The 13,743-nt window shown below is 67.8% G+C and carries 14 protein-coding genes and 3 tRNA genes; 9 read left to right on the forward strand and 8 right to left on the reverse strand.

The features are described 5' to 3' along the window. Nucleotides 1-17: 17 nt before the first annotated feature. Together CHC08_RS09985 and CHC08_RS09990 are read right to left on the reverse strand one after the other, a co-directional pair. Nucleotides 18-989 carry a TAXI family TRAP transporter solute-binding subunit gene (locus CHC08_RS09985; RefSeq protein WP_089206919.1) on the reverse strand — a complete coding sequence of 324 codons (972 nt, stop codon included), beginning with the start codon at nucleotides 987-989 and terminating at the stop codon, nucleotides 18-20. Nucleotides 990-1,015: 26 nt separating this feature from the next. After that, a complete protein-coding gene (locus CHC08_RS09990) occupies nucleotides 1,016-2,953 on the reverse strand; it encodes a TRAP transporter permease (RefSeq protein ID WP_089206920.1) in 1,938 nt (645 codons plus the stop codon). A 48-nt stretch (nucleotides 2,954-3,001) separates the two neighbouring features. Between CHC08_RS09990 and CHC08_RS49420 the strand changes: the two genes are divergently transcribed. Next, on the forward strand, nucleotides 3,002-3,145 hold the full coding sequence (locus CHC08_RS49420) for a hypothetical protein (protein WP_179281968.1): 144 nt from the start codon (nucleotides 3,002-3,004) through the stop codon (nucleotides 3,143-3,145). Between the two features lie 56 nt (nucleotides 3,146-3,201). On the opposite strand, the gene dusB is transcribed toward CHC08_RS49420, so the two are convergent. Next, nucleotides 3,202-4,323 (reverse strand): tRNA dihydrouridine synthase DusB, encoded by a 1,122-nt coding sequence (dusB, locus tag CHC08_RS09995; protein WP_089206921.1) that lies wholly within the window; start codon nucleotides 4,321-4,323, stop codon nucleotides 3,202-3,204. Between the two features lie 90 nt (nucleotides 4,324-4,413). On the opposite strand from dusB, the gene CHC08_RS10000 reads away from it, so the two are divergent. The 5 genes from CHC08_RS10000 (at nucleotide 4,414) to CHC08_RS10020 (ending at nucleotide 6,593) form a co-directional block, all read left to right on the forward strand. Further along, a complete protein-coding gene (locus CHC08_RS10000; RefSeq protein ID WP_089206922.1) occupies nucleotides 4,414-5,076 on the forward strand; it encodes an ACT domain-containing protein in 663 nt (220 codons plus the stop codon). 76 nt (nucleotides 5,077-5,152) lie between these two features. Next, nucleotides 5,153-5,224, forward strand: a tRNA-Gly gene (locus CHC08_RS10005). Between the two features lie 25 nt (nucleotides 5,225-5,249). Continuing rightward, nucleotides 5,250-5,320: transfer RNA gene (locus CHC08_RS10010), tRNA-Cys, on the forward strand. Nucleotides 5,321-5,334: 14 nt separating this feature from the next. Continuing rightward, a tRNA-Val gene (locus CHC08_RS10015) sits at nucleotides 5,335-5,409 on the forward strand. Nucleotides 5,410-5,621: 212 nt separating this feature from the next. Beyond that, nucleotides 5,622-6,593, forward strand: coding sequence for an NAD-dependent epimerase/dehydratase family protein (locus CHC08_RS10020; RefSeq protein WP_089206923.1), 972 nt, complete (start codon nucleotides 5,622-5,624; stop codon nucleotides 6,591-6,593). Between the two features lie 398 nt (nucleotides 6,594-6,991). Here the strand turns inward: CHC08_RS10020 and CHC08_RS10025 are convergent, their stop codons facing one another. Next, nucleotides 6,992-7,621 (reverse strand): GNAT family N-acetyltransferase, encoded by a 630-nt coding sequence (locus CHC08_RS10025; protein ID WP_089206924.1) that lies wholly within the window; start codon nucleotides 7,619-7,621, stop codon nucleotides 6,992-6,994. A gap of 315 nt (nucleotides 7,622-7,936) precedes the next feature. On the opposite strand from CHC08_RS10025, the gene CHC08_RS10030 reads away from it, so the two are divergent. The 3 genes from CHC08_RS10030 to CHC08_RS10040 all read left to right on the forward strand — a co-directional run bounded on the left by CHC08_RS10030 (nucleotide 7,937) and on the right by CHC08_RS10040 (nucleotide 11,298). Next, complete coding sequence (locus tag CHC08_RS10030; protein ID WP_089206925.1) at nucleotides 7,937-8,488, forward strand: RNA 2'-phosphotransferase; 552 nt, start codon at nucleotides 7,937-7,939, stop codon at nucleotides 8,486-8,488. 615 nt (nucleotides 8,489-9,103) lie between these two features. Further along, entirely contained in the window at nucleotides 9,104-10,453 is a 1,350-nt protein-coding gene (locus tag CHC08_RS10035; protein ID WP_218825219.1) for a YVTN family beta-propeller repeat protein, read from the forward strand. Then, nucleotides 10,450-11,298, forward strand: a complete 849-nt coding sequence (locus tag CHC08_RS10040) for a polysaccharide deacetylase family protein (RefSeq protein WP_218825220.1) — start codon at nucleotides 10,450-10,452, stop codon at nucleotides 11,296-11,298. Before CHC08_RS10035 ends, CHC08_RS10040 begins: the two co-directional genes overlap by 4 nt. 163 nt (nucleotides 11,299-11,461) lie before the next feature. On the opposite strand, the gene CHC08_RS10045 is transcribed toward CHC08_RS10040, so the two are convergent. The 4 genes from CHC08_RS10045 to CHC08_RS10060 form a co-directional block, all read right to left on the reverse strand. Next, nucleotides 11,462-11,734 carry a hypothetical protein gene (locus tag CHC08_RS10045; RefSeq protein ID WP_089206926.1) on the reverse strand — a complete coding sequence of 91 codons (273 nt, stop codon included), beginning with the start codon at nucleotides 11,732-11,734 and terminating at the stop codon, nucleotides 11,462-11,464. A 277-nt stretch (nucleotides 11,735-12,011) separates the two neighbouring features. Then, nucleotides 12,012-12,386, reverse strand: a complete 375-nt coding sequence (locus CHC08_RS10050; RefSeq protein ID WP_143653156.1) for a hypothetical protein — start codon at nucleotides 12,384-12,386, stop codon at nucleotides 12,012-12,014. 211 nt (nucleotides 12,387-12,597) lie between these two features. Further along, nucleotides 12,598-12,957: a hypothetical protein gene (locus CHC08_RS49425; protein WP_089206928.1), complete on the reverse strand. Its 360-nt coding sequence runs from the start codon at nucleotides 12,955-12,957 to the stop codon at nucleotides 12,598-12,600. A gap of 261 nt (nucleotides 12,958-13,218) precedes the next feature. Then, the gene (locus CHC08_RS10060; RefSeq protein WP_089206929.1) at nucleotides 13,219-13,740 is read right to left on the reverse strand and encodes a hypothetical protein; all 522 of its coding nucleotides are present in this window, start codon (nucleotides 13,738-13,740) and stop codon (nucleotides 13,219-13,221) included. Nucleotides 13,741-13,743: the final 3 nt, after the last annotated feature.

The following is a 13,743-nucleotide window of genomic DNA, read 5'->3' on the forward strand; positions in this document are numbered from 1 at the left end:
GCGGTCTCCGGCGACGGTCAGCCGTAATATTTCCTCGCGCCGTCGTGCAGGGGCACCGGGTCGGTCTTGGGGGCGTTGTCGCGGGTGATCTCCTTGGCGGCCGGGTGGACCTTCTCCAGGTCGGCCTTGTGATCGAAGAGCAGCTTGGCCAGGCTCTCCGCGAGGGCGGGGTCCATCTTCTCGTTCACCACGAGCAGGTTGGGCACCGCGATCGTGGACACGTCGGCGGGGGTCTTGTAGATGTCCTTGGCGATCGTTCCCGTGGCGTACACCGGGCCGTGCTCACCCTGCATCGCGGGCAGCACGCCGTCCAGTGGGACGAAGGAGACCTTGTCTCCCAGTGAGGTCACCAGATCGGTGATGCCCGGGGTCGGCAGGCCCCCCGACCAGACCAGGGCGTCGAGGTTGCCGTCCTTGATGCCCTGCACGCTCTCGGGCAGGCCCAGCGACTGGCGGGTGACGTCCTTGTCCGGGTCGAGGCCCGCCGCCTTCAGCAGGCGCAGCGCGATGACCTCCGTGCCGGAGTTCGGGGAGCCGGTGGAGACCCGCTTGCCCTTGAGGTCGGCGATGGACTTCACCCCCGACTCGGTGGTGGCGGCCACCTGGGTGTAGTTGTCGTACAGGCGGGCGATGGCGCGGATCGGCTGGGGAGAGGTGAAGGAGCCCTTGCCCGCGACGGCGTCGGCGGCGGAGTCGGCGAGGGTGAAGGCGATGTCGGAGTCGCCCCTGACGACCCGCTGGATGTTCTCCACCGAGGCGCCGGTCGCCTCGGCCGTCGCCTGGTAGCCGGGGATGTTCTTGCCGATCTGGTCTGCCAGCCCTCCACCGAGGACGTAGTAGACGCCCGTGGTGTTGCCGGTGGCGATGGACAGCCGCTTACCCGCGGCGGTCTGGCCCGCGCTCTGCTCGGCCGATCGGTCACCGCCGCAGCCACCGAGGAACAGCGCCCCGGCGGCCAGCAGGACGGCCACGCCTTTGACGGTCATCATTTCCTCCAGTGTGGAAGCCCCCTCCTTCACGAGGGAGTCGTTGACGGCGTTGCCTCTCGTTTTCTCATAACCAGGTGCAGGGCGATGGCGAGGATCAGGACGACCGCCCCGGCGAGCGCCGGAAGGGGCGAAAGGAACAGCAGCAGGACGGCGGCCACCCCGCAGAGGACCCGTTCGAAGAGTCTCGCCGGGCCGAGCAGCCAGCCACCGGTGGTGGCGGCCAGCGCCGCCACCGCGACCGCCGAGACCGCGGTCGCCGCCAGGATCTCCCCCGCCGTCCCCTGGGCCAGCAGCGCCGACCCGCCGGGGGTCAGCACGAAGGCGAAGGGGACCAGGAAGGCCGGCAGCGTGTATTTCCAGGTGGCCATCATGGTCCGGTAGGCGTTGCCGCCGGTGATGGCCGAGGCCGCGAAGGCCGAGAGCGCCGTGGGCGGGCTGACCTCCGACAGCACCGCGTAGTAGAAGATGAACATGTAGGCCTCGGCCTGGCTGACCCCGAGCCCCATCAGCGCCGGCCCGATGATGACCGCCGCGATGACAAACGACGCGGTCACCGGTACGGCGAGGCCGAGCACCAGCACCGCCAGCGCGCACATCAGCGCGGTGACGGCAAGGATCCCGCCCGAGGCTCCGACGATCAGCGAGCTCGCCTTGAGGCCCAGTCCGGTGAGCGTGACGACGGCGACGATCAGACCGGCGGCGGCGCAGGTGGCCGCGACGGGCAGCACGCCCATCGTGCCCGCGGCGAGGGCCTTCGCCGCCTTCACGGGGCCGAGGCGGTGCTCGGCGTCGAGGAAGGAGAGCGCGAAGGCCAGCACCGTGGCGTACACCACCGCCCGGAACGGCGACTGGCCCAGGGCCATCAGGATGACGATCACGAACAGCGAGCTGAAGTGGTATCCGAACCGGCGCAGCAGCGGCCAGAACCTCGGCGCGTCCACCTCGACCGCCCGCGTGCCGTACTTGCGGGCGTCGATCTCGATGGCCAGGAAGATGCCCAGGTAGTACAGGATCGTGGGGATCATGGCGTAGATCAGCACGGTGAGGTAGCCGACCCGCATGTACTCGGCGATGATGAACGCCGCCGCGCCCAGCGTGGGAGGAGAGAGGATCGCGCCGATGCCCGCGGCCGCGAGCACTCCCCCGCCCTGCTCGGGCGGGTAGCCGGCCCTGCGCAGGATCGGCCAGGCGACACTGCCCACGCTCACCGTCGTCGCGACGCCCGAGCCGCTGACCGTGCCGAGCAGGAAACCGGCGAGGGTCACCGTACGGCCGGGCGCCGAACGCGAGCGGCGGAAGGCGGCCAGGGAGATGTCCACGAAGAACTTCCCCGCCCCCGAGTGGTCGAGGACCGCGCCGTAGATGGTGAACAGGATGATGTAGGTGGCCGCCACGTCGAGCGGCACGCCGTACACGCCGTCGGTGCCCATCACGAACGAGACGATGATCCGGTCGATGCCGTAGCCGCGGTGCCCGATGACCCAGTCGAAGGGCAGGTAGCCGCCGTAGTAGGCGTAGAGGAAGAATCCGACGCAGACCGCGGGCAGGATCCAGCCGACGGTCCGGCGGCAGGCCTCCAGCACCAGCAGCACGATGGCCGCCCCGGCCACCACGTCGAGGGTCGTTGGCTCGAACGCGCGCCGGATGAACTCGTCGAAGACGATCAGCGGGTAGAGGCAGGCCACGAACGACAGCCCGGCCGGCACCCAGTCGGCGACGCCCGGACGGTCGGTGCTCCGCCTCCCCTGCTTGTAGCAGACGAAGGTGAGCGGCAGCACGATCGCGAGGAAGAGCATCCGGTACGGGACCACGGGACCGGGCCAGAACGTCCAGTACAGGACGTAGAGCGACAGGCCGAAGGCGATCACGGTGACGATCTGCGCCACACGGCCGGAGAGCCGCCGGGAGGGCCGTTCCGCGTCGAACTCCGCGATCAACTCATCTGCCGCCGTGGTGCCCGTCAACCGCCGTCTCCACCTGTGAGCCGCGTCTCCTGACCGCAGGGTACCCAGATGTCTGACGCGATCCAGTTAGAACTGGATCACATTCTCGTCACGTCGGACGCCGGTGGCCGACTCATACCGAACGCCGGAATGACCGGCCCTGGCGGCCGTAACGACCGGTCGAGCGCCCCGCAGGGCGGGATGATCGACTGAAGCGGTCGCTGAAGTAGTCAATCGAGGCGATCAATTGAAGCGGCCAGTTGAGGCGATCAGCCGCCCGAGGTCTCGAGCTCCGCGTCGGCGCCGGGGACGGTGAGGTCGTAGGGGTCGTCCAGCCAGCCCGCGGGCAGGTGAACGCGGTCGCGCGGATTGGTCTTGCCGCGCGGCACGTCCACGCCCTCGGGCCACGGCTGGTCGGGATCAAGCTCGGCGAGGCCCTCCCGCAGCCCGGCGAGGGTCTCCGAGGTGGCCAGGCGGCGGCGGAGGTCGGAGCCGACGACAAAGCCCTTGAGATACCAGCCGACGTGCTTGCGGAAGTCGGACACCGCATGCCACTCGCTGTCGAAGCATTCGACCATCAGCGTCGCGTGCCGGTCCATGGTCGCCGCGACCTCGCCCAGCCCGGGACGGAGTCGCTCATCGCGCCCGTCGCACATGGCCGTCAGGTCCGCGAACAGCCACGGACGCCCCAGGCAGCCCCGGCCCACGACGACGCCGTCGCATCCGGTCCTGTCCATCATCCGCCGCGCGTCGTCGGCGCTCCAGATGTCGCCGTTGCCGAGCACCGGGATCTCGGGCACCGCCTCCTTGAGCCGGGCGATGGCCTCCCAGTCGGCGGTCCCGCCGTAGTGCTGGATGGCGGTGCGACCGTGCAGCGCGATCGCGGAGACGCCCTCCTCCACGGCGATCCGTCCCGCGTCCAGGTAGGTCAGGTGGTCGTCGTCGATGCCCTTGCGCATCTTCATGGTCACCGGCAGCGTCCCCGCGTTGCCCACGGCCTCGCGCAGGATCGCCCGGAGCAGGTTCCGCTTGTACGGCAGGGCGGATCCGCCACCCCGCCGGGTCACCTTGGGCACCGGGCAGCCGAAGTTGAGGTCGACGTGGTCGGCCAGATCCTCGTCGGCGATCATGCGGACGGCCTTGCCGACGATCGTCGGGTCGATCCCGTAGAGCTGGATGCTGCGGGGCTTCTCGCTCGGCTCGAACCGGATCATCTTGAACGTCTTGGCGTTCCGCTCCACCAGCGCCCGCGTCGTGATCATCTCGCAGACGAACAACCCGCCGCCCTGCTCCCGGCAGAGGGTACGGAACGGCGCATTGGTGATCCCCGCCATCGGCGCGAGCACGACGGGCGGCCAGACCTCGAGCGATCCCAGTTTCAACGACTCCACTCGCTGTTTCTACCGCACCGCGATGAGCAGGACGAATCGCCCCTCGATATGGTGGTATTTGCGCAACCAGACGTGACAGGGGGGCCGCGGATGCTTCTGCGACTGCGGATCACACTGCTCGACCAGCCTGGCTCCTTGGGCAGAATCACCCGCGTGCTCGGCGTCGCCGGAGCGGACATCACCCAGATCGTCGTGCTCGACCGCGGCGAGGGCCGTGCGCTGGACGACATCACCGTCTACTGGCCTGACGCCGCTCCGAGGCAGTCCCTGGTCCAGGCGCTGGAGAGCGTGTCAGGGGTGATCGTCGAGGGCGTGTGGAGCACGCGCGAGGGCCCGGACACCTATCCGGAGCTGGAGATCCTCAAATACATCACCACGGCCGGAGATCGCGCCCTGGCCACCCTTCTCGACTCCATGCCGGTGCTGTTCAGCGCCGACTGGGCCGCGGCCGGCACCGAGAAGGCGCCCCGGATGGTCATTCACTCCAGCTGGCGCGCCCCCGACGAGGTGCCCTTCCCCGAGGACACCCCCGCCCGCCCGGCGGCCTTCACCCTCGACTCCGGCCCCCACTCCGGCCTCCACGTGATCACCGCCCCGCTGCCCCCGCTGGCCCTGACCTTCCTGCTGGCCCGCGCCGACGGCCCCGCCTTCCACCGCACCGAGGTGCACCGCCTCACCCGCATCCTGGAGATCTTCCTCACCCTCCCGGCGGTGGAGCGCGGAATCGCCCGTCAGTCGCCGCGACCGGACTGATGCACGGTTACGCGACCACCCGGAAAACCCGCTAGAGTTCTCTCGTTGCCGCAGGGGAAACATCCGGCGGAAACATGCGGAAGTGGCTCAGTGGTAGAGCATCACCTTGCCAAGGTGAGGGTCGCGGGTTCGAATCCCGTCTTCCGCTCGAAGGGTCTTCGGGCTCTCACTCCGGTGGAGTGGCCGAGAGGCGAGGCAACGGCCTGCAAAGCCGTGTACACGGGTTCAAATCCCGTCTCCACCTCTGGTCTTCGACGCGGACGATTAGCTCAGCGGGAGAGCGCTTCCCTGACACGGAAGAGGTCACAGGTTCAATCCCTGTATCGTCCACCACGGTCTACAGCGGACCAGATTTGACCTGATTAAACAGGACACAAAGCCCCAGCTCACGGCATCGGCCGGGAGTCTGGGGCTTCTTGTCGTTCCGGGTTGAGCGGGATACTCGTCAGCACCCGTGCCGACATTGTGCCGACCCTCGAAGCCCGACATCGCCTGCCTGCGCGAGGATATGACATCGCGGGCATCAGTCACGGATTGGGACAAGCATGCGAATTGTTGTCATCGGCGGAAGCGGGCACATCGGCACCTATCTGGTCCCCCGGCTGGTACGGGCCGGCCATGAGGTCACCAGCATCAGCCGTGGCCTTCGAGCCGCCTACACCGACGCTCCAGAATGGCGGCAGGTGCGCCACGTCGTCGTCGACCGGGAACAACAGGACCACGAGGCCACCTTCGGAGACACGGTGGCCGGCCTGAACCCCGAGGCGGTCGTCGACCTCGTCTGCTTCACCCTGGAATCGGCCACCGCGCTCGTCGAACGCCTGCGGGGCGAGATCGGCCACCTGCTGCACTGCGGTTCCATCTGGCGCTACGGCCCCAGCCACGCGCTGCCGATCTCCGAGACCACGGGCACCGCCCCTGTCGGGGAGTACGGAATCCAGAAAGACCGGATCGCACGGATGCTGAAGAACGAGACCGCCGACGGCGGACTGGTCACCACGTCCCTGCACCCGGGGCACATCGTCGGCCCCGGCTGGCACCCGATCGGCCCGCTGGGCAACCTCGACCCCGCGGTGTGGGCCACGCTTTCAGCCGGGCTGCCGCTGCGGATCCCGGGAGTCGGCGCCGAACTCATGCACCACGTCCACGCCGACGACGTCGCCCAAGCCTTCGAACGGGCCATCCAACGCCGGGACGCGGCGGCGGGCCAGGACTTCAACATCGTCGCCCCCACCGCGCTGAACGTTCGCGGCTTCGCGCACCAGGCAGCCGCATGGTTCGGGCAGACCGCGTCGCTGGAACCGGTGACCTGGGAGGAGTTCCGCCGCAACACACCCCCGGAGCACGCGCAGGCGAGCTGGGAGCACCTCTACCGCAGTCATTTCTGCTCCATCGAGAAGGCTACGACCCTCCTCGGCTACGCACCGAGCCACCAACCGCAGGCCGCCGTCCTGGAGTCCGTCCGCTGGCTGATCGACCACGACGAACTGAAGGTGGCCGGCCCGCTCATCGCCTGAGATGGCGGAACGCCTCCGGGCATCAATCGCCAACGGCGGTACAGCCTGCCGACCCAGCAGGACAAGGAACAGACCGTCCTGCACACCCCTGTCGACGAGTAGACGGAAGAGGTCACAGGTTCAATCCCTGTGTCGTCCACCCCGTTTCATGGCAGACCTGGTCAGACAAGAGCAAAATCCCCAGCTCACGGCACACGCCGAGGGTCTGGGGCTTCTTGGTGTCCCGGGTTGGTCGGGACCCTTGTCAGCACCGATGCCGACGTATGACCATCCAACGGGGCGCCTCACGACTTACCAGGCGGCACCCACTTCACAGGTGATCCTTTTCGCCCGGTACGGCAAGCAGCCGATGCGCCGCCGCCCAGCACATGGAACGGGCAGCCGCTATGAAGGTCGCTTCACAGGCCGAAGTCGGCTAGGCAGGCGTCCAGGCCGTGGAGCTCAACGGGGACCGGACAGACGAAGTCGTGGCGATTCACGCGGAGCCGCTGGTCGATGCGACGCTTGCCCTGAACCACCCGGGTGGTGGTGCCGTCCAATTGGTAGCCGAGCTTGCGGGAGACCGCCAATGACGCCGGGTTGTTCACGAATGCCGACGAGGTGGCCGTCTCCGCGTCCAGTCCGTCAAAGGCGAGACTCAGGACGGCGGCGCGCATCTCGGTGCCCAGGCCCTTGCCGTGCCAGGCCCGCCCCAGCCAGGAGCCGGTGGAGACCTCCCGGCTGGTCGCGAAGTCCGTCGCGCCGACGCCTTGGGAGCCGATGACCTGGCCGTCGTGCACGACGATGAAGTTGGCACGCCATTCCTCGGGCTGCCACGCGGCAAGCACCCCGAGATGGTACTTGATCGTGTTTCGTGACAACTGGTCGGCGGGTGCCTCGGTCCACGGCTGGAGGAACGGCATGAAGCCGGGCTCATGCACCCCCTCCAGTGCCCGGTCGGCGAGCTCGTCCAGGTCCGCCAGAGAGGGCAGCCGCAGCTCCAGACGGGGCGTGGTAAGGCGAAGATCGAGGAGAGGCCAGTGGCGCATACCCCGTGATTATCCCCGCGCGCCCGCCATATGGCATCCGGATTAATCCCTGACCGATCCCGGCGAACCCGCTGTCTCGTGGGTCGGCCACGAAGCTCCCAGGCCAGGAACGGTCACAAGCAGCCCGGGAGGGGATCAGTGTCAGGTGATCGTAAAGCGTGCTGATCTCAACACCCCTCACGCCCTATCTACCGGGAACTTCTGCCTCCTTGGGGACAAAAACGCATCTCTCGCCATACGTTTGCTCGGGTCAGAGCGTTTCCGGCCTACGGTCTGTACTTTCTGAGCGGATTTTCAGGGGCGGGGAGAAAAGAAATGGAAGAGCCGGACGAGCGGCGCGTGCTGCGAATCTCCAAGTTCCTAGCCAAGCACCTGCGCCACGAACCCGAGCGGATCGGAATCACGCTCGACGCCCACGGCTGGGTGGAGGTGGAGACGCTGCTCGCCGCGGCGGCCGAGCACGGGTTCACGATCTCCCGGGCCGAGCTGGACCAGGTCGTGGCCGACAACGACAAGCAGCGTTACCTGATCGAGGACGGAAGGATCCGGGCCAGCCAGGGCCACTCGGTGCCCGTGGACCTGGAGCTGCCGACCGTCGAACCACCGCCGTTCCTCTTTCACGGAACCGTGGCCCGCAGCGTGGCCGTGATCCGGGTGGAGGGGCTGCGGCCGATGACCCGCCATCACGTCCACCTGTCGCCGGATCGAGAGACCGCGACCCGGGTCGGCGCCCGTCGTGGCGCGCCGGTCGTCCTGGCGGTCGACGCCGGGGCGATGCACGAGGCCGGACACGCGTTCCGTCTCAGCGCCAACGGCGTCTGGCTGGCCGAGCGGGTCCCACCCGCGTTCATCCGCTTCCCGGGCTGATCCATCACTTCTGAGGCGGAGAGAACCGTTACGGCGTCAGGACCCGCTTGATGAAGCCGGCCTCGGTGGAGCGGAACACCTCCACCGAACTGTCAGACGACACGGCGGTCTCCTCTGGATCTGCAACGGGGGTGCGTGCTTCTGGCTGTCGCACGGTGATCTGCAAGTGAAGATGTCCACGGTCACCGCCGCACAGGAAACCATGGACATCTCCGTCAAGGTGCCCCCGGCACCTCCGCGGCCAACGCTATCCGGTGAGGACATACCCGGGTGAGCACTTGAGAACAAGGAATCAGCGCCTGACCGAATCCCATGAAGGCGGCGCGCTGCCCCGAGGCGACCGTACGACGCCAGGTCCGGCCATCCACGGACGTCGGCGCACTGCTGCGAGGTGACCGTACGACATCAGGTCCAGCCATCCACGGACACCGGCGCGCTGCCGCGAGGTGACCGTACGACCCCGGAGTCTCCGCCGTCCCTTTCGGTCACGGATCGCGTAGGAGCCCGAGGGCGACCTCGCACGCCGCAAACCCCAGGTTGAACGTTTGCCGACCTACCTGCTCCTAACGTTTCCATGGTCGGCAGAGAGCCGGCGTCGGATCGAAGGAGTGGGTCGTGCGGCGGCTGAGAAGTGAGCGGCGACGGCGCGGCGTGATCGTCCCCCTGATCGGATTGGTGGCGTGCGCCCTGTCCGCCTGCGAGGGCGGGCACCCGGTGTCGGCGCCGAGTCCGGCTCCGCCCGCCGGGGTCGCCGCGACCACCACCGTCCCCGGCGGTGGGGCGAGTGCCTCGGCCGCCGGATCGGCCGCGCCGGTGGACGTCTACGCCCACGACCGGCCCGGCATGCTCAGCCCGGTCGTGGCGGGGTTCCCCGAGCGGGTCTACGTGCCCAACAGTGAGAGCAACACCGTCAGCGTGATCGACCCGCACACCTACCAGGTGGTCCGCACCTTCCCTGTGGGCCGGCGACCGCAGCACGTCGTCCCCTCGTGGGATCTGAAGACGCTCTGGGTCAACAACAACGACGGCAACTCCCTGACACCGATCGACCCGATGACCGGCAAGGAGGGCAAGCCGGTGTCCGTCGACGACCCCTACAACCTGTATTTCAGCCCGGACGGCCGTTCCGCCCTGGTGATGGCCGAGCGGGAGAACCGGCTCGACTTCCTCAACCCGCACACCATGCGGCGCCGGTACTCGCTGCCCATGCCCTGCAGGGGGATCAACCACGCGGACTTCACCGCCGACGAGACCCTCATGCTCGCCAGCTGCGAGTTCTCCGGCCAGTTGGTGGTCATCGACGTAGCCGCCCGTAAGGTCCGCGCCGTCATCGACCTGGCGAACGGCGTCACGCGGCGTAAGGGCCTCCGGCGCGCGATGCCGAAGGACAGGAGCATGCCGTCCGGCATGGGGCACGACAGCATGGAGCACGACTTCATGCGACACGGCCGCATGGATCACAACTCCATGGATCACGACTCCATGCATGGCCGCATGCCGTACCCCCACATGCCGCAGGACGTCAAGCTCTCCCCGGACGGCACCACCTTCTATGTCGCCGACATGGCCAAGAACGGCGTGTGGGTCGTCGACGCCGGGAAGTTCCGTGTCACGGGTTTCATCCCGACCGGCGCGGGCGCTCACGGGCTCTACGTCAGCCGGGACTCGAAGGTGCTGTACGTCTCGAACCGGGGCGCCGGATCGGTCTCCGTCATCTCCTTCGCCCTGGGCCGCCCGATCGCCACCTGGCCCATCCCCGGCGGCGGTTCGCCGGACATGGGCGGCGTGTCGGCCGACGGCCGCAGCCTGTGGCTGTCCGGACGTTATAACGGGGTCGTCTACGTGTTCGACACCGGCACCGGCCACCTCATCCGCACGATCAACGTCGGCGCCGGCCCGCACGGCCTGGCCATCTACCCCCAGCCCGGACGCTACTCGCTCGGCCACACGGGGGTCTTCCGTTGAAGTACGGCGACGGCCCGCCGGAGACCGGCTCCCCCTCCACCCCGGATGACGCGAGTACGGCCGCTGCCATCGGACGGCGCCCCGTTCTGCGCCTGGGAGCCGCCGCAACCCTGGGAACCGTGCTCGGCTGCTCCGGGGAGCCCGAAGGGGCAGCCCCGGAGCCGGCCGCCCGGACGTCGGCGCCGACGCGTCCCGGGACCGTCACGCCCTCTCCCCCGGGAAACGCGGCCCCACCCGCGCGGCTGCCCGCCGAGGTTCGGCATGGCCCCCGTGACCGGCCGCAGGTGGCGCTGACCTTCCACGGCGCAGGGCCGGTACGGCTGGCGGAGGACGTGCTGGCCTCGGCCGAGCGGTCCGGCGCGCGCCTCACGGTCCTGGCGGTCGGCAGCTGGCTTGAGCGGTATCCCGGGATGGCCCGCCGCGTTCTGAGCGGCGGTCACGACCTCGGCAACCACACCCAGAACCATCTGGACATCTGCGGCATGGACGAAGAGGCCGCGCACGCGGAGATCGCCGGATGCGCGACCCTGCTGCGCGAGCTCACCGGCTCGATCGGGTCCTGGTTCCGGCCCTCCGCGACCCAGCAGGCGACCCCGCTGGTTCAAAAACTCTCGGCCCGCGTCGGCTACCGCACCTGCCTGTCCTACGATCTCGACTCCCGTGACCACACCGACCCGGGACCCGCCGCGGTCGTGGCCACCGTTCTCGACAGCGTGCGGCCCGGCTCCATCGTGAGCCTGCATTTGGGCCACCCCGGCACCGCCATGGCACTACCGGAGATCCTGGACGGCCTGCGGCGCCGCAGGCTGCGCGCCGTCACGGTCACTGAACTACTGGCCCGCTAACGGGCCCGGCGAGTCACCCGGCAGGAGAAATGAGAGTGCGTGCCCTGCGATCAGCCGGCTACCCCACCTGAACAGACCAGACGGATACCGGACGGTGCGAGAGTCATGGCGTGAAACAGCAAATGCGGGTCAGTCGCGTACCCCATGGCACAGGGAGTATGAATCAACTATTACGAATCATCTTGTCGCCCCCGAGCGCAAGAAGTAAAAACATATCAAACTGGTGCAGATTCACCTTGTCCATGCGTCGAATCGAGTCGATCCCCGCTCGGGCGGTGTTGACATGGCCAAGCGTTCCGGAGCGAGTCGCGTCAAACGCGGGGTCATAGTCAGCCCCATGCCGGGCCTCCTGAAGCTCACTGAATGCACTGGCCAACACTTCAAGGTCTAGAGGCACCGCTCCCGTAGCCGGGTCGACCAGCAGGAGTCTCACCACGACTGGGGGCGTACGACCAGATACGGCGTCCTCCACCCAACGGGCCGCCTTCTTGAAGTTGCCATGGGCATACCACCGGCCAATGGCCTGCTGATGCTCTGCTGGGCCGGTTCGGGCCGCCCGTCGGGCGCCGTGCTGTACAAGCTCGTAGAAGAGCGCGTAGTACGCGGTAGATGTCGCACGCCTGAGATAGGCCGTACGAGGACGGCCACGGCCTGCCGTACGACCAGCGAGCGTGTCGGCGAGATGGAGGTGGTCTCGGCCTTGAAATCTCGCCTCACTGCCCATCCTGTCGGTCTTCGTCAAGAGCACGATCAATGGCCGTCGTGCTGTCATATTCCGTCATGTCATCCGCGATTTCCCGATCCTCAAATTCTTGCTCGGTAAAAAGCGTAACGTATACGTACTCATCCAGATTCTTTCCGGCTGCGAGCCGATTCACCTGCTGACGAAGCGCATGCGTCAATTGCGCCGACCAGCCGTCCTCGCCTGCCCCTTCCATAACGATCAGGGCCCTGAGCGCCGACTCGCCATCCGCATCCACGTACGGTTCAACCGATACTTGCCGGATCACCGGCGAACCGGGAACTTCCAACCCTCGTATCGCCTGCGCCAATTCTTTCAATACTTCATCCTGGCGGCTAATGCTCATAACGCCCATCCTTGCACCCCCAAGCATGATCGACGCGGAGGACACCGGTGCTCATGGTGTCAGTTCTGCATGATCACCTGCTGACGTTTCCATACCGAGGTCTTCCGAGGACTGTCGCCTCGGCCTGCGAAGCACCTTGTCGTGCGGCGCGGTGAAACTCGGCGAGCCGGCGGTGCTACCGGGCCGGTCCTTGGTCCTCGACCCTCGGTCCTCAGTGCCGGTTGCCGCGGTTGTGGTCACGGCGGTCGTTATCGCGCCGGTCGTGGTCGCGGCGGTCGTAGTCGCGGTCACGGTGGTTGCGGTCGTAGTGGTGGGAACGGGCGTAGTCGAAGGACACCGCCCTCCAGCCGCCGTTGAACCACCGGTAGAAACGGTGACCGTCGAAGCGGTAGCGCTCGCCGCGGTTGGACACGCTCACCGCTACGGTCTGATGCGCGGTGACCGAGGCGGCCGCGGTGGCTGCGGTGGTCGTGGTGGCGGCCGAGGCGGCTCCGCCGGTGGAGGCGATGATGCCGCCGGCGATCGCCAGCGTCGCGGCCGCCGTCGCCAGGCTCCTTGTGATCTTCTTCATGTCATTTCCCCCTTGAGTGGTGCGCGCCGTTCTCAACGCGCACCCTCAAGCTAGAGGGGTGAAATGTCCTTTTCTGCGCACAAAGTCACACATAAGCCCCAACGCGCACTATGACACACAAATGGCTCTTCTCGGGGCACGATGCCCGTGACCGCGTACGGCTGCGGGGCAGGCCGTCCAAGCCATACCTCAGCAAGATCGCCTTGCCCTGCCGCCGGCAGTTGAACCAGGTGGAGCCACCGGTGCGGGCCGCCGCACCGGTTAGGGCTCGCAACGGGCCGGGTCGCCGTGCAGGAAGTCTTCTCGGCCCGTTTTTGTGTTCGTGTCCCCTCCGGCCCAGGTCAGCACTTCCCCGCTCTTGAGACCCTCCAGGTCCTCGACCGTGAACGGCACCCGTCCCTTAAGAGTCCTGTCGCCCATGCCGCCGCTGACGTTCGCAACGTACGGGACGCCCTTCTGCAGGGCGGCGAGCTTGTCGCCCATGGACCGCCAGCCCTCGGGTGGGTCCTGGAAGACCAGCACGTCGTGCACCGACCCGGTCCAGCCGTCGTTGTGCACGCTCCAGCCGACCGGCTCGCCGTCGTCGTCGGTGTCGGCGACGACGGAGAAGTCTCGCGTGACATAGCCGGGGCAGTCGGCCGGCAGCAGCCTGATGCCACCGTCCTCGACCCGTTCGACGGCGAGCACGCCTTTCGGCTCGGGTGTGCACCCCGTGCCGAAGAAGGCCAGAGCGATCGACACGACGGCCGCGTATCCGAGCCCCGGCCTTCTTCTGCGAATCATCGT

The organism is Streptosporangium subroseum (genome assembly GCF_900188345.1).
GTDB classification, from domain to species: domain Bacteria; phylum Actinomycetota; class Actinomycetes; order Streptosporangiales; family Streptosporangiaceae; genus Streptosporangium; species Streptosporangium subroseum.